This is a genomic window from Mesorhizobium sp. M2A.F.Ca.ET.046.03.2.1, from assembly GCF_003952425.1.
In the GTDB taxonomy this organism is placed as follows: domain Bacteria; phylum Pseudomonadota; class Alphaproteobacteria; order Rhizobiales; family Rhizobiaceae; genus Mesorhizobium.
This window is the reverse complement of sequence record NZ_CP034449.1, coordinates 2,176,033-2,191,542: the sequence shown is the minus strand read 5'-3', so window position 1 is coordinate 2,191,542 and position 15,510 is coordinate 2,176,033. Positions and strand designations below refer to the sequence as shown.

The window sequence follows — 15,510 nt, the reverse complement described above, 5'->3', positions numbered from 1 at the left end:
TCGATCCGTTGGAGCATCGCGCCATCCTGCTTCAGTCTACTAAAACAGCAGGGTTGCGACCGTGACGCCGACGAAGCTCCTTATCGGTCAGATAGCCGTTGTGTTCGCAATCGTCATTGTTGGCGTCTGGACGGCAACGCAATGGTGCGCCCATCAGCTTGGCTATCAGCCGCCACTCGGAGCGCCTTGGTTTATTTTGGCCGGCTGGCCGATCTACAAGCCTTGGAAACTGTTCGAATGGTGGTTCCATTTCGACGCCTATGCACCCGAGGTCTTCGACAAGGCCGGTGCGCTTGCTGGCGTCAGTGGCTTCTTGGGCTGCGCCGCCACAATTGCCGGTTCGCTCTGGAGGGCAAGACAGAGGGGACTGGTCACCACCTATGGCTCCTCGCGATGGGCTTTGGTTCGGGAGATCGAGAAGGCGGGGCTGCTTTATCCGGCGGGCGTTTTCCTCGGCAAGCTGAAGGACCGGTATCTGCGCCATAACGGCCCGGAACACGTCATGGCCTTTGCTCCGACCCGTTCGGGCAAAGGCGTCGGACTCGTTGTTCCAACGCTTCTCTCCTGGACTGGCTCGGCCGTCATTCACGATATCAAGGGCGAGAACTGGCAGCTGACTTCCGGCTGGCGATCGAAGTTCTCTTATTGTCTTTTGTTCAATCCGACCGATCCGAGGTCGGCGAGCTATAATCCGCTGCTGGAAGTGCGCAAAGGTCCAAACGAGGTCCGCGACGTCCAGAACATCGCCGACATCTTGGTCGATCCGGAAGGGGCGCTCGAGCGACGAAATCATTGGGAGAAGACAAGCCACTCGCTGTTGGTCGGCACCATCCTGCACGTGCTCTACGCCGAAGAGGAAAAGACACTCGCCCGGGTCGCCACCTTCCTTTCGGATCCGCAACGTTCGTTTGCCGCAACACTGCAGCGAATGATGACGACGAACCACTTAGGCCTTGCGGATAAGCCGCAGGTCCATCCGGTCGTGGCCTCGGCCGCCCGCGAGGTGCTGAACAAATCCGAGAACGAGCGTTCGGGCGTGCTTTCGACCGCCATGTCGTTTCTCGGTCTCTACCGCGATCCGACAGTGGCCGCGGTAACGTCGGCCTGCGACTGGCGCATTGTCGATCTCATGGACGCCGAGCGCCCAATGTCGCTCTATCTGGTGGTGCCGCCATCGGATATCTCCCGCACCAAGCCGCTGGTGCGACTGGTCCTCAACCAGATCGGCCGCAGGCTGACGGAGCGTCTGGAAGGCGATCCAAAGAAGAGCCGGAAGCATCAACTGCTCATGATGCTGGACGAATTCCCGGCGCTCGGCCGCCTCGACTTTTTCGAGACGGCACTGGCCTTCATGGCCGGTTACGGCATTCGTGCATATCTGATCGCGCAATCCCTGAACCAGATTTCGAAGGCCTATGGCGAGAACAACGCCATTCTCGACAACTGCCATGTGCGGATTGCCTTTTCCTCCAACGACGAGCGCACCGCCAAGCGCATCTCCGACGCGCTCGGTACGGCGACGGAACTCAGGTCGATGCGCAACTATGCCGGCCATCGGCTCGCGCCTTGGCTTTCGCACGTGATGGTAAGCCGTCAGGAAACGGCCCGACCGTTGCTGACGCCGGGCGAGGTGATGCAGCTGCCGGCATCGGACGAACTGGTGTTGGTTTCCGGGTTGCCGCCAATTCGTGCGAAGAAGCTACGCTACTACGAGGATCATAATTTCACCGAGCGGGTGCTGCCGGCGCCGGAGTTGCGCGACGGTCCTTACACCGATTGTCCTGCATCACGCCCGGATGATTGGACTGGACAAGTGCGCAGTGCCGATCACCGTCTTGCTGCTGACGATAACAGCGTCGGTGCGGCAATTGAAGACGAGGGCGGTGTTCAGCAACAGCGCCATCCGGGATTGCCTGAAGAACATATTGCCACCTCTCAGGAGCCTGAGCAGGACGATCTGTTCAAGCCCGCCGACGATGATAGCGAGGCGCTCGCGGACAAACGTGTGATGGACCGGATTTCCACCGCGGCGCGCGCTTACGGCATCAACGAGGGGAGGGAGGACGACAAGCACATCGTGCCCGGGTTCTGAACGCGGCCTAAAGCCAAAGCGTATCTGAGCGTAAATAACGACCATAAGCAATTTCTGGCAGGTGTCTCATGCTTGTTCTCATCGCCGGCGCAATGCCGGCCTGCCGAGAACAAGCCACATGAAGCCCCACCGCATTCGTCATCAGTTTCTGCTCGAGCCCGACCTCAGCGAGAAACTGGACAACCTCAGCCGCGATCCCTCGACGACTAAATCCGCGGTGGTGGCGAAGGCGATCGAAGCCTTTATCGAGCGGCGGGGCGAGAATGAGCTCGACCGGAGGTACGGTGTGAGGCTCGATCGTCTCTCCCGCGACCTTGCTCACGTCAGGCGCGATGCCGAGATGATCCTGGAGAGCCTGGCGCTCTTCATCCGCTTTTCGATCACGCTGCATGCCCACACGCCGGTCCCTGATCGAGCAACGCAGGCGATCGCCCAAGAACGCTTTGACAAATTCGTCGAACAGGTCGGCCGCCAGATCGCGTCTGGGAAACGGTCGCTTGATAAGGAGAATGGCGTCGGAGGGGGAGGATGAGCACTCATCCGGAAACCGACCATCGCCGCCACGCGATGCTCCGCACCGCCCTGGGGCCAGCGATCACCGAGGCCCTGGCCGATCCGCTGGTCATCGAGGTGATGGTCAATCCCGACGGCGCGCTGCGGCTCGACCGACTGGGAGACGGTCGCGTCGAAACCGACGTCCACATGCACCCCTCCGAGGCCGAACGCATCATCCGTCTGGTGGCATCCCACGTGCGCGCCGAGGCGCATGCCGACAATCCGATCGTCAGTGCCGAACTGCCATCCGGTGAGCGGTTTGAAGGCCTGCTGCCGCCTGTCGTGTTGGCGCCGTGCTTTGCGATCCGCAAGCCGGCGGCCAAGCTCTACACGCTGGCCAACTATGTCGCCGACCGGATCATGCAGCCCCAGCAGGCCGATGCGCTCAGGAAGGCGGTGCGCGAACGGCGCAACATCCTTGTGGCCGGTGGCACCTCGTCTGGCAAGACCACGCTTGCCAATGCGCTGCTGGCGGAAGTCGCCGAATGCGACGAGCGGGTGATCCTGATCGAGGACACACGCGAACTGCAATGCGCGGCAAAGGACTGCGTAGCGTTGAGGACGAGGCGGGGCTCGGTCACACTTGCCGATCTCGTACGCTCGACGCTCCGGCTCCGGCCCGACCGGATCATTGTCGGTGAGGTGAGGGGCGCCGAAGCGCTCGACATGCTGAAGGCATGGAACACCGGGCATCCAGGCGGCATCGCCACCGTCCACGCCAACTCGGCACGCTCTGCCCTTTATCGCATTGAGCAACTCGCGCAGGAAGCTGTCGTCACCGTCCCCCGGCGCCTCATCGCCGAAGCAATTGATCTGATTGTCTTCATCGCCGGCCGCGGAACTTCGCGCCGCATCGACGCGATTGCCGAGGTCACCGGTCTCGATGCCGGCGGCGACTACGCCGTCAACCAACTCACGCTTCCGCAACTCCAGCAGCTTTGAAAGGTCATTTCATGCGCAAGAAGCTTCGCTTTCTTTCGTCCGCCGCGCTCGCGTTTTGTCTCACGGCGCCGGCTTATGCTGCCGGCTCCGGCATGCCGTGGGAACAGCCGCTGCAGCAGATCCTGGAGTCAGTTCAGGGGCCGGTCGCCAAGATCGTTGCGGTGATAATCATCATCACCACGGGCTTGACCCTTGCTTTCGGCGACACGGCGGGGGGCTTCCGCAGGTTGATCCAGATCGTCTTCGGGCTGTCGATCGCCTTCGCCGCATCGAGCTTCTTCCTTTCCTTCTTCTCCTTCGGTGGCGGAGCGCTCGTCTGATGGCCGCTGGAGAGCAGCATATCGAAGGCTTCGAGGTCCCGGTCCACCGGGCATTGACGGAGCCGATCCTGCTCGGCGGTGCCCCGCGAGCGGTGGCGATCCTCAATGGCACGGTCGCCGCGGCGATAGGTCTTGGCCTGCAGCAGTGGATTGCCGGACTGGTGCTTTGGATCGCAGGCCACACACTCGCGGTCTTTGCTGCCCGCCGCGATCCGGACTTCGCCAGCGTGCTTGTTCGCCACCTTCGCCTGAGGGGGTGGCTGGCGTGCTGAACCTTTCGGAATATCGACACAAAGCCGATCGGCTTGCCGATCATCTGCCTTGGGCCGCATTGGTAGCGCCCGGTATTGTTCTCAACAAGGACGGCAGCTTTCAGCGGACGCTGCGGTTCCGCGGGCCTGACCTCGAGAGTGCGACGGAAGCCGAACTCGTCGGCATTTGCGCCCGTGCCAACAATGCGCTCAGACGCCTTGGCTCCGGCTGGGCATTGTTCTTCGAGGCTGAACGTATCGAAGCTTTGGGCTATCCAGCCTCGCGTTTTCCCGACGCGGCCTCATGGCTGGTCGACGAAGAACGCCGTGCAGCCTTCGAGGGCAAGGTCGCACATTTTGAAAGCCGCTATCACCTGACCTTGTTGTTCATGCCGCCAGCGGACGCCCAGGCGCGCGCGGAAAGCTCGCTCGTCGAGTCTCATCACTCAGAAGGCAAAAGAGACTGGCGCCAGGAGATGGCGCGTTTCCGTGACGAGACCGACCGCGTTCTGGATCTCCTGTCGGGCTTCATGCCCGAAGTGCGCGCGCTCGACGATGCCGAGACGCTGACTTATCTGCACGGGACCGTTTCGACTCGCCGACATCCGGTCGCCGTGCCGGAAACGCCGATCTATCTCGACGGCATTCTGGTCGATGCGCCGCTCACCGGCGGGTTGGAGCCGATGCTGGGCGACCAGCATCTGCGAACCCTCACCATCCTCGGATTCCCGAACCTCACCCGCCCCGGGATCCTCGACGCACTCAACCATCAGGATTTTGCCTATCGCTGGATGACGCGCTTCATTCCGCTCGACAAATCGGAAGCGACCAAGACGCTGACCCGATTGCGGCGGCAGTGGTTTGCCAAGCGCAAATCGATCGTTGCTGTCCTGCGGGAGGTTGTGACCAACGAGCCGGTGCCGTTGGTCGACAGCGATGCCGACAACAAGGCGCTCGATGCCGACGAAGCCCTTCAGGCATTGGGCGGTGATCATGTCGGCTTCGGCTATCTCACCACGACAGTGACGGTGTGGGACGAGGACCGCCAAGCCGCCGCCGAAAAACTTCGCGCCGTCGAGCGCGTCATCAATGGGCTGGGCTTCACCACGATCCGCGAAAGCGTCAATGCCGTCGAGGCGTGGCTCGGCTCGTTGCCCGGTCATGTCTACGCCAATGTTCGGCAGCCGCTCGTTCATACGCTGAACCTTGCCCAGCTCATGCCGCTGTCCTCGGTATGGGCCGGCCCGTCGGCGAACGAGCATCTCGCGAAAGTTACCCAGCTAGAGGCCCCGCCGCTTCTCTTCGCCGAAACCAGCGGGTCGACACCGTTTCGATTATCCACTCATGTCGACGACGTCGGTCACATGCTGATCGTCGGTCCGACCGGTGCCGGCAAGTCCGTGCTGCTCGCGCTGATCGCCATGCAGTTCCGACGCTATGGCCGAGCCCAGGTCTATGTTTTCGACAAAGGCAATTCCGCTCGTGCCGCAACACTTGCCATGGATGGAGAGCACCACGCATTGGGCGCGGACGGTTCGCTTGCCTTCCAGCCGCTTCGCAATATCGGCGACCAGGCTACCCGGAGTTGGGCAGCCGAATGGATCGCCGGCCTCGTCGCCCATGAGAACGTCACCGTCACGCCGGAGGTGAAGGAAGCAATTTGGTCTGCGCTCGGCAGCCTTGCCACCGCGCCGACGCAGGAACGCACGCTCACGGGCATGGCGATCCTGCTTCAGTCCAATGCGCTGAAGTCCGCCTTGATGCCCTACACACTCGACGGCCCGTACGGCCGGTTGCTCGATGCTGATGACGATCGGCTGGCCCTGTCGGATGTGCAGTGTTTCGAGACCGAGGAGCTGATGCACAGCCAAGGCGCTGTCCTGCCCGTGCTCACCTATCTCTTTCATCGTCTCGAAGAGCGGTTCGACGGACGGCCAACGCTGCTCATGCTTGATGAGGCCTGGGTCTATCTCGACAATCCGCTCTTCGCCGCGCGCATCCGCGAATGGCTGAAGGTGCTGCGCAAGAAGAATGTCTCGGTCATCTTCGCAACGCAGTCGCTTGCCGACATCGCCAACTCGGCGGTCGCGCCGGCAATCATTGAGAGCTGCCCGCAGCGCATTTTTCTCCCCAACGATCGTGCCGTGGAACCGCAGGCGCGAGCCGCTTACGAGCAGTTCGGTCTCAACGAACGCCAGATCGAGCTGGTCGCCCGCGCTACGCCAAGGCGGCACTACTATCTGCAGTCGCGGCGCGGCAACCGTCTCTTCGAGCTCGGCCTTGGCCCAATCGCTTTGGCGGTTTGCGGTGCCTCGGATCCTGCCAGTCAGGCCCTAATCGATAGCGTGCTGTCCCAGCACGGACACGGCAGCTTTGCCTCCCAGTTCCTGAATGCGCGCGGCCTCGACTGGGCCGCCGAGCTTCTCTTGCAGTTTCCCCAACCAGACAAGGAGCATTCGTCATGATGCGGCGCCGCTTTCTCTCCGGCCTGATCACCCTTTCGCTGATCGCCAAACCGTTGGCCGACTATGTGCAGCCAGCTTACGCCCTCATCGTTTTCGACCCGTCGAACTATACGCAGAACGTACTCTCGGCGGCACGAGCGTTGGAGCAAATCAACAACCAGATCCAGTCGCTGCAAAACCAGGCGACCATGCTGCAGAACATGGCGCGCAATCTTCAGAGCCTGGATTTCTCCTCGGTCGGCCAGCTTACCGGTTCGCTGCAACGGATCGACGGTTTGATGGACCAGGCAAGCGGTCTGAGCTTTGACCTCGGCAAGCTTCAGGACCAGTGGCGCCAGCAGTATCCGGAAAGCTATGATGCCACGATCAAGGTCAGCGACGTGGCAAGCGCCGCGCGCGAGCGTTGGCAGAGCGCGATGCAGGCGTTCCGCCAGACCATGGGTGTCCAGTCGCAGATCGTGGAAAATGTCCGCGGCGACGGCGACCTGCTTGCCGATCTCGTCAACCGCAGCCAAGGCGCGGCCGGTGCGCTTGAGGCAAGCCAGGCCACCAATCAGCTGATCGCGCTTTCGACCAAGCAGCAGATGCAGATCCAGACTCTGCTCGCAACGCAGTTTCGGGCCGAGGCTGAGGATGCCGCACGCAAGGCGCAATCCGAGGAAGCCGCCCGTCAGACGACAAAACGCTTCCTGGGTAGCGGCACGGCCTATCCCGGCAATTGATCACTGGCGCTTCAACATGAGGAAGGCGGGGGCATGAACGACCTGGGCGTCATCGATCGCTTCATGGAGACTTTTATCCGCTATATCGATAGCGGGTTCGGTCTGCTTTCGGGCGACGTCGCCTTCCTCACCACCACCCTGATCGGCATCGACATTACACTTGCCGGTCTCGCCTGGGCATTCGGCGGCGAGCCCAACACTCTCGGCCGGCTCATTCGCAAGGTGCTCTATGTCGGCGTCTTCGCCTTCATCCTGAACAATTTCAAGAGCCTCGCCGACATCATCTACCGCTCCTTTGCCGGCCTCGGCATCAACGCGTCTTCCGGCAATCTCTCCGCCGACAATCTGCTGCACCCGGGCCGCATCGCTGCCACCGGTTTCCAGGGCGCCTGGCCGCTGCTCGATCAAGCGAGCCAGCTTCTTGGCTTCCCGGAAATCTTCGGCAACGCGCTCACCATCTTCGTGCTGCTCGTGGCCTGGTTCCTGGTCATCATCGCCTTCTTCATTCTTTCCATCCAGCTCTTCATCACCATCCTGGAGTTCAAGCTCACCACGTTGGCCGGATTCGTTCTGGTGCCCTTCGCGCTCTGGAACCGATCGGCGTTTCTCGCTGAACGCGTGCTCGGCAATGTCATCTCATCCGGCATCAAGGTGATGGTGCTCGCCGTCATTGTCGGTATCGGATCAACGCTCTTCGGCGAGTTCGCTTCCGCACTCCAAGGCAAGGAGCCGGACTTGGCGGCGGCCATGTCGCAGGTGCTTGGCGCGCTGGCGCTGCTTGGGCTTGGCATTTTTGGTCCTGGGATCGCCTCAGGTCTTGTCTCCGGCGCGCCGCAGCTTGGTGCGGGCGCAGCACTGGGCACCACGGCGGCCGCTGCCGGATCGTCCCTCGTTGTCGCGGGCGCCGCCTTTGCCGGCGCGCGCATGGCAACCGGCGCTGGGCTTGCCGCCGTCCGAGCCGGCACGACCATGGGTTCGGCAGCTTCCTCGGCGTGGCAGTTGGGGCGGGCAACCTCGCCCGGGACCGGCCTGTCCGGTGTGGCTGCTGGAGTGCAGGGTGTGGCAAGCGCCGCCGGCGGCGCCGCGATGCGGCCAGGACGATCTGCCGCGGGAAACTTAAGACGCAGCGCTGATGCCGGACGCGAAGCCGCATGGACCGCGACCGGCGGTGCGCCGACCGCGTCAATGACCAGAGGTCCGGCCGGTTCTGGCCCCAACACCGCGCCCAATTGGGCGAGACGCATGCGTTCCGAACAGACCGCTCGTGCTCATCGCCACGCCGCCGTGCAGGCTGTCCGCGACGGCGACCAGGCTGGCGGCAGTGCCAATCCCTCTCTTAGCGACAAGGATGACTAAATGCTCTTCAAGCGACCCGTTCAACGTTACGGCAAGACGCCCGAGCCGGTCACGCCGTATCAGAAGGCCGGCCAGCTCTGGGATGAGCGCATCGGCTCATCGCGGGTACAGGCCCGGAATTGGCGGCTGATGGCCCTTGGCTGCCTCGCTTTGACAACCGGGCTTTCCGGCGGCCTTGTTTGGCAGTCGATGCAAAGTCGAGTCGTGCCTTACGTCGTCGAGGTCGACCGTTTTGGTGAGGCGCGCGCCGTCGCGCCGGCGATCCAGGATTACCAACCTTCCGATGCCCAGATCGCCTGGCAACTCGGCCGTTTCATTCAGAATGTCCGATCCGTCTCCATCGACCCGGTGCTGGTGCGACAGAACTGGTTGGCAGCCTACGACTTTGCCACCGACCGGGCAGCACTCTTCCTCAACGAGTACGCCAAGGCGAACGACCCATTTGGGCAGATCGGCACGCGCAGCGTGTCGGTGCAGGTGACCAGCGTCGTCAGGGCTTCCGACAGCTCGTTCCAGGTCAAATGGACCGAGCAGATTTTTGAGCGTGGCAGCCTGGCCAGCACGATGCGCTGGACCGCGATCCTCACCGTCGTGATCCGTCCGCCGAGCAACACCGAGCAGCTGCGCAACAACCCGCTCGGCGTCTTCATCAACGCCATCGACTGGTCGCGTGAACTCGACAGCGCCACCCCCAACATCCGTTTCCCCGAAGGAACCCGATAATGACAAATAGAGCCCCATCGCTCCGTGCCGCGTTGATCCTGTCAACGTCGGCAGCCATCCTTTCGGCTTGTGCATCGAAGCCGGTGCCGCCACCTGAGATTTCCTATGACGCGGTCGACTTCAAAGCAGCGGCAATCGAGAGGTCGCCGGAGAAACCGGTTAAGATCGTCGAGGTGCCAAAGCCGCTGCCTTTGCCCGGTCAGTTGCAGCCTGATCCAGGCAAGGTCGTCGAGGATAAACGTTCCCCTGAAGAACGTGTCGCGGACGCCAACAAGGCGGCAACGCAGCAGCCCACCAGATACGGCTATGTCAATGCGGTTCAGGTCTATCCCTTTGCCGATGGCGCGCTTTATCAGCTCTACGCAGCACCCGAGCGCGTCACCGATATCGCTCTGCAACCGGGCGAGAAGCTGACGTCGGTGTCCGCGGGCGACACGGTGCGCTGGGTCATTGGCGACACCGTGAGCGGCACCGGTGACAACCAGCGTACCCATGTGCTGGTAAAACCCTTCGCGCCGGGACTCAGCACCAATTTGGTGATCACCACCGAACGGCGGACGTACCATCTGCAGCTTCAAAGCACTGGCAAGACTGCAATGGCGGCAATCTCCTGGACCTATAGCGAGGACCAGATCATCGCTCTGCGCCAGCGCGACGCCCAAGCCGAGGCGGCCATGCCGGTCGCATCGAATGTGGCGCTCGAGAACATTCGCTTCCGCTATTCGATCACCGGCGACACACCGCCTTGGAGGCCGACGCGCGCCTTCGACGATGGTAGCAAGGTTTATATCGAATTTCCGCGCCGCATCGATCAGGGCGAGGCGCCGCCACTCTTCATCGTAGGAGCTGACGGCAGCAACCAGCTCGTCAACTATCGCATGCACGGCAACTACTACATCGTTGACCGCCTATTCGCCGCGGCCGAACTGCGCCTGGGCAGCAAGCAGCAGGAGGTGGTGCGCATCACCCGGACTGACGGGCGGCAACCGCCGCGGCGGATCTCGCTGTTTTCTCGTCTCGGCAGGTGAGGGGAGCGCATATGACCGACACGTCCCGTTCCGCCGCTCCGCCGAAACTCGATCCCGAGCAGCTGCAGTTGCGGGCTTCGCCCCGCCGTGCGGTGCGGTTCAGGCGCGGCGTAATCATCGCGATCGCCGCAGTCGGATCCGGTGCAATCTTCGGCATCACCATGATCGCGCTGAGGGGGCCAGCTCTGCGCATCCAAGGCTTGACGGAAGACCGCTATAACACCGAGCGCAAGCCGACAGCTGAGGGACTCGATAGCTTGCCCAAGGACTATTCCACGCTCAAGCCAAAGGCGCCCGTGCTCGGGCCACCACTACCGGGCGATCTGGGTCGTCCCATTCTTGAGCGGCAACGCCAGCTCGGTATCGCGCCGGGGCAGGAGACGTCCGCCGAGGAGCAGCGCCTCGCCCAGCAAGCCATCGAGGCACGCGAGTCGCAAGTCATGTTCGGGATCGACAACCGATCCAAGCAGACAGAAGTCGCGGGCGGCGGAAAGTCTGTCCAGCAGCCATTTGAAGCGCTCCCGCAAGCCGGGGCGACACCCGCATCAGCTTCGGTCGCACCAGCCGAGGGCGACCAGAACAACCAACAGCGCAAGCTGGATTTCATCAGCCAACGGAGCACAGGCGGGATCTACAATCCGCATGCGCTGCAGACGCCGGCTTCGCCCTATCAGATCATGGCCGGCAGCGTGATCGCCGCCAGCCTCATCACAGGGATCAATTCGGATTTGCCCGGTCTGGTCATTGCGCAGGTCACCGAGAATGTGCACGACACCGTAACCGGCAGCACCTTGCTCATTCCACAAGGCTCGCGCCTGATCGGCACCTACGACAGCGTCGTCGCATTTGGACAGAAGCGCGCACTGCTGGTCTGGCAGCGAATAATCCTGCCCGACGGCTCCTCGATCGAAATCGACAATCTGCCGGCGACAGACACCGCCGGTTATGCGGGGCTGGAGGACAAGGTGGATTTCCACACCTGCCAGTTGATCAAAGGCGTGGCTCTAGCAACCTTGCTGGGCGTCGGCACCGAATTGAGCTTTGGGGAAAATGAGAGCGACCTCGTCAAGGCAATCCGCCAATCCACTCAGCAGAACGTCAGCCAAGCAGGTCAGCGCATCACCGAAAAGAACCTCAATATTCAGCCGACAATCACGGTCCGTCCCGGTTGGCCGCTGCGCGTGATCGTACACAAGGACATCGTGCTTCAGCCGTACGCCGGCTGAAAAGGAGAGCTTATGGCAAACCTGAAATTAGGAAAGCTTCCCGATCGGACACCTTCGAAGATCACTATCACCGTTAGCGCTGACCTCAACCAGGCCCTGAGCGACTATGCGGCGCTTTATCGTCAGACCTATGGTGAGGCTGAGACCGTGGCTGAGCTCATTCCATTCATGCTGGCCGGATTTTTGGAGGGCGACCGAGCGTTTGCCAAGGCCAGAAAGGATGGTTTGCCGGCCGCCGGCGCTTCGGATAAACCGCGACGGCAATCGGCAGACCATGCGTAGCGCGGGCTGTACCGAGGAGGGCAGGCTTGAACCTGGTCACGCTGCCTTCAGCCTCTGCGATCGGTCCGTCAGAATACAGGTTAGGCTTTCGCCTTACGTTTCGAAGGAGGCTTCTTGACCGGAGCGGCCTTCCTTCCGAGGCCCAACGATTTCGCGAGCGCTGATCGGGTCGCCGAATAGTTTGGGGCGACCATGGGATAGTCCTTGGCCAGTCCCCACTTCGCCCGGTATTCATCGGGCGTCATGCCGTGCCGGGTTGCCAGATGGCGTTTTAGCGACTTGTATTTCTGCCCGTCTTCAAGACTGATGAGGTAGTCCGGGAACACGGATCGCTTCGGATTCACTGCCGGCTCTGGGGCAGGTGCTTCTTCCGGAGTGTTCCGGCCAATATTAGACAATGCCGAATTCACGCTCGCTATCAAATCGGGCAATCCAGACACTGGAATCGCGTTCTTCTGGACATAGGCGGAAACGATATCCGCAGTGAGCTCGATGAGATTATTGGCTTCTTCGGACATCGTTATGCTCCTAGTTTGAAAACCAGTCTGCTCATATCGCCCAAACCCGGGATGTGCAACCAACGCATTCAGCCGGTAAATGGGCTAGTCCGAAACTATCGCCCCACTTTTTGTTTGGTCTGACTCTTCTGCATGCCGCGGTATTATTGCAGCGAAAGCACGCGGCCGGATGACCAACGCCGGGGTGCAGGCGAGTCGTCAAAGGCCTCAAGCTGGAGATAGTGCCCCGCGTTGCCTAATGAGGCTGGCGGTGCCGGAGCTGGCAGCAGTCCGGCACCTCAAACTCCGACGCTATCTTACCGGTCCGGCGGCGCTGCGCCGTGGCCGAAGGTCCGCGCGTCAAGGCGCGCAGGATCATCATCAGACCACGTGCGTCGACCTTCTGGGCATGGGCGGCATGCGCTACGGCGTTGGGTGTTGACCGCGACGGTGTCGACGATCACCGGCACGCCAGCCTGCCAGTGAGCACTGACTAGTTGGGTAGCGTTTTTCGGCGGGACACTCTACTATCTGCTGGACGCAGCCAAGTGACATCTGCAGAGGGGGCTCCGATGAATCTAACGGTTCTTACCGACGATATGGATATTGGCGTTGCGTTGCTCGCCGCAGATTCTTCCGCCGAGAAGAAAGATACCCGTGAGATTGTGAAACTCAACGCTGATCTCAGCGTGAGTGCGGCTATAGCCTTCACCCTCAAGAGCGTTGCTGCCATGCCTGTACTCGCCAAGAAGCTCACTTCGGCGATTGCTTCGGTGACAGTTCCGAAGCCCAAGGCGCATGTTGTCCTCAAAGGACCATTTGGCGAGATTGCTCTTGAAATTGGAAATGTGAGTGAAGATAATTTAATCGGCGCAATGGAAAAAGTGTTCAATATATATAGGGAAAAAACAGATTCAACATCAAAGGATATGCGCAAGAAACACACTATAAAATCGAAAAGAACACGAACCGACAAATGACGAGTCATCGGGCTCCGTTGCACATTCTGCCAGACCCGGCATTCGTGCCGCCTGGTTACGTTAGCATGGATGTCCGCTCTGCTCTGGGGAGCTTTCATCCCGGTCCGGGGACTCTAAGTTTCCGCAGTAAGACAAAAGGTCAGTACCTGAACCTGCACCGGATGTTGCAGTTGTACGAAACGGGCAAGAGCCCGCATCTCTTTGGTGCCGGCCTCACCAGTGAGGACATTCTTACTCAGACCAGCGTCGGTCATGAACTGCGCCACTTTCACGATTGGCTGCTTTCCTTTTCCTATCTCGAGGCGGCACGAAGACGACTTTTCCTCGGGGTCAATGCCTTTGAGACGTTGCGCCATTTCCCGCGGTTTCCGGGTGGGCTGTTTCCGCTGCCCTTGCTCGATTGGGCAATCACAGATCCCAACAAGCGCCAGGTGAAGATCGAGGAGTTGGATGATTTCTTTGGCGCGGGAAAGCTCAAAATTTGCGACATACCTTATTTCTCCCTACCACGCCTCCAGGATTTGTCATCTTATAGCGACTCTCTGACAAATGGTTTTCTCGTCTGCACAAGAGCGGCGTTGTCCATCCGGATGTTGCTGAACGGATTTCTTCCCCCAGGACATCTCAGCCCCTCCGACGTGTTCGAATTAAGTGCAGTCGCCACACAGCTTCTCACAATCATTGACCGTTTTGGGTCCCGGACGGGCCAGGATATTTATGAGAGGAATATATTGAATACCCCGTACGACAGAGTGCTCGATCCTATCGATGCACTGGTGATGCGCGGCGGTGAAGGCGACATTTCGGGTCCAGCCGTGCTGCTGCTGGCATCAGCGATGGCACTGTGGGCGATCTGCTCCGGTCCGCCTAGTGCCGGACCAATGGATCCTGAGACCTGCCCGTCTCTGCGCTTTGCCAAGCTACGCGCCAAGCTCCTCGACAAGAAGGACGATCTGGAGGGACGCATCCATAGTTCAGACGGTCTCATAGCCTATTTCGATGGGCTTATGTGCGAGAAGCCGATCGCTGATCGAGTCGCCCTGGCAACGGCGTATTTCAAGACGGTAACGCGGGAAATGGAAGCGCAGGCGTGCCACTTCCCATCGGGTCATCCTATGGTAATGACACTGCGATATTGGCAAGAACTTCTGTCGATACGCGAGGAACTGCATGATGTGGTGTTCAAGGATCTCACCATGCATATGCGCGGCGCGTACGAAAGCAAATATGCCTACAAGCTTACACTCCCCGCGATCATGATAGACGGAACCGAGATCGAGCTCGATGACCTTTTCGATGATCCGCTGAGTGAGAGTTTCTTTGCCAATGTGGTTGGCAAGGAGCGCATAGTCAGGCTCTCTGACCGGATGAATCTTCTGGAAAAGGAGATAGGGTTCGTCAACATCGCAGACATGGTCATTTCGAAGATTTTTTTCGATCAGGATTTCGCTCTCTCCCAGGCGAGCAAGGCACGATTGAGCGACGCCGTCGAGTCGGTCGTAGGCCATCAATGTATTTCGCTCTGAATCACCGCATGCTGATTGCTTGTGGTCAACTTGCCTAGGCGTAAGCTCCAGATCCGGGCACACGGAGGTGGGATGATCGGTGATGACGTCCAGCCGGCTGTTCGCTTCTTTATCGGCAAGCGAGAGGCGCGCTACTTTGCCAGGATTCCTGCCGATCTCCTCCAATGTTAGGGATGGTACGAAGTTCTTGTCCATGTAGCGATCGCGTACTTCATTACGTTTGAGCGTCTCGGCTTTCCGGTCACGGTCTTGCCGGCCTTCGGCCACGCGGATTCCCAGAGCATCGCTAAGCCGATCGGGCCTTCGGTCATGACATCGGCGGTCTTTTCGGCAAACTGGCCCCAGAGGGCGCTGGAGGTGGCCTGGCTGGATTTGCCGCTGGCCGCGACGAAGGCCTCGAAGATCGTCATCGGCTCCAGAATGCCGGCGCAGCACTTCATGATCTCAAGCTGTGGCGATGGCTATATCTCGACAAGAGGTAGCGATGCGCGGCCTAGCGTTCTCAAATCGAAACGATCAGTGATTGTCGGTGTCGGTGGTTGCGT

The 15,510-nt window shown here is 60.6% G+C and carries 16 protein-coding genes and 1 pseudogene; 14 read left to right on the top strand and 3 right to left on the bottom strand.

Going from position 1 to position 15,510, the window contains the following annotated elements:
- Positions 1-61 precede the first annotated feature (61 nt).
- The 12 genes from EJ072_RS10435 (at position 62) to EJ072_RS10380 (ending at position 11,962) form a co-directional block, all read left to right on the top strand.
- Positions 62-2,092 carry a conjugal transfer protein TraG gene (locus EJ072_RS10435; RefSeq protein WP_126079620.1) on the top strand — a complete coding sequence of 677 codons (2,031 nt, stop codon included), beginning with the start codon at positions 62-64 and terminating at the stop codon, positions 2,090-2,092.
- 118 nt (positions 2,093-2,210) lie between these two features.
- A complete protein-coding gene (locus EJ072_RS10430) occupies positions 2,211-2,624 on the top strand; it encodes a CopG family transcriptional regulator (protein ID WP_126079619.1) in 414 nt (137 codons plus the stop codon).
- Positions 2,621-3,589: a P-type conjugative transfer ATPase TrbB gene (trbB, locus tag EJ072_RS10425; RefSeq protein ID WP_126079618.1), complete on the top strand. Its 969-nt coding sequence runs from the start codon at positions 2,621-2,623 to the stop codon at positions 3,587-3,589. The genes EJ072_RS10430 and trbB overlap by 4 nt, the downstream gene beginning before the upstream one ends.
- A gap of 11 nt (positions 3,590-3,600) precedes the next feature.
- The gene (locus tag EJ072_RS10420) at positions 3,601-3,909 is read left to right on the top strand and encodes a TrbC/VirB2 family protein (protein WP_126079617.1); all 309 of its coding nucleotides are present in this window, start codon (positions 3,601-3,603) and stop codon (positions 3,907-3,909) included.
- Positions 3,909-4,181, top strand: a complete 273-nt coding sequence (locus EJ072_RS10415) for a VirB3 family type IV secretion system protein (RefSeq protein ID WP_126079616.1) — start codon at positions 3,909-3,911, stop codon at positions 4,179-4,181. The genes EJ072_RS10420 and EJ072_RS10415 overlap by 1 nt, the downstream gene beginning before the upstream one ends.
- A complete protein-coding gene (gene trbE / locus EJ072_RS10410) occupies positions 4,175-6,625 on the top strand; it encodes a conjugal transfer protein TrbE (RefSeq protein ID WP_126079615.1) in 2,451 nt (816 codons plus the stop codon). The genes EJ072_RS10415 and trbE overlap by 7 nt, the downstream gene beginning before the upstream one ends.
- Positions 6,622-7,347, top strand: coding sequence for a P-type conjugative transfer protein TrbJ (gene trbJ / locus EJ072_RS10405; protein ID WP_126079614.1), 726 nt, complete (start codon positions 6,622-6,624; stop codon positions 7,345-7,347). The genes trbE and trbJ overlap by 4 nt, the downstream gene beginning before the upstream one ends.
- Before the next feature lie 33 nt (positions 7,348-7,380).
- Complete coding sequence (gene trbL / locus EJ072_RS10400) at positions 7,381-8,703, top strand: P-type conjugative transfer protein TrbL (RefSeq protein WP_126079613.1); 1,323 nt, start codon at positions 7,381-7,383, stop codon at positions 8,701-8,703.
- Complete coding sequence (trbF, locus tag EJ072_RS10395; RefSeq protein ID WP_126079612.1) at positions 8,704-9,426, top strand: conjugal transfer protein TrbF; 723 nt, start codon at positions 8,704-8,706, stop codon at positions 9,424-9,426.
- The gene (gene trbG, locus EJ072_RS10390; protein WP_126079611.1) at positions 9,426-10,454 is read left to right on the top strand and encodes a P-type conjugative transfer protein TrbG; all 1,029 of its coding nucleotides are present in this window, start codon (positions 9,426-9,428) and stop codon (positions 10,452-10,454) included. Before trbF ends, trbG begins: the two co-directional genes overlap by 1 nt.
- 11 nt (positions 10,455-10,465) lie before the next feature.
- Positions 10,466-11,680, top strand: coding sequence for a TrbI/VirB10 family protein (locus tag EJ072_RS10385; protein ID WP_126079610.1), 1,215 nt, complete (start codon positions 10,466-10,468; stop codon positions 11,678-11,680).
- A gap of 12 nt (positions 11,681-11,692) precedes the next feature.
- Positions 11,693-11,962 (top strand): DUF2274 domain-containing protein, encoded by a 270-nt coding sequence (locus tag EJ072_RS10380; RefSeq protein WP_126079609.1) that lies wholly within the window; start codon positions 11,693-11,695, stop codon positions 11,960-11,962.
- A gap of 80 nt (positions 11,963-12,042) precedes the next feature.
- On the opposite strand, the gene EJ072_RS10375 is transcribed toward EJ072_RS10380, so the two are convergent.
- Together EJ072_RS10375 and EJ072_RS36365 are read right to left on the bottom strand one after the other, a co-directional pair.
- Entirely contained in the window at positions 12,043-12,480 is a 438-nt protein-coding gene (locus tag EJ072_RS10375) for a MucR family transcriptional regulator (RefSeq protein ID WP_126079608.1), read from the bottom strand.
- 310 nt (positions 12,481-12,790) lie between these two features.
- A pseudogene (locus tag EJ072_RS36365) lies at positions 12,791-12,938 on the bottom strand (dihydrodipicolinate synthase family protein); the annotation flags it as partial.
- A gap of 93 nt (positions 12,939-13,031) precedes the next feature.
- On the opposite strand from EJ072_RS36365, the gene EJ072_RS10365 reads away from it, so the two are divergent.
- Complete coding sequence (locus EJ072_RS10365) at positions 13,032-13,439, top strand: hypothetical protein (protein ID WP_126079607.1); 408 nt, start codon at positions 13,032-13,034, stop codon at positions 13,437-13,439.
- Between the two features lie 65 nt (positions 13,440-13,504).
- Positions 13,505-14,965: a hypothetical protein gene (locus EJ072_RS10360; RefSeq protein ID WP_126079606.1), complete on the top strand. Its 1,461-nt coding sequence runs from the start codon at positions 13,505-13,507 to the stop codon at positions 14,963-14,965.
- Positions 14,966-15,132: 167 nt separating this feature from the next.
- Here the strand turns inward: EJ072_RS10360 and EJ072_RS10355 are convergent, their stop codons facing one another.
- A complete protein-coding gene (locus tag EJ072_RS10355; RefSeq protein WP_126079605.1) occupies positions 15,133-15,375 on the bottom strand; it encodes a hypothetical protein in 243 nt (80 codons plus the stop codon).
- Positions 15,376-15,510 lie beyond the last annotated feature (135 nt).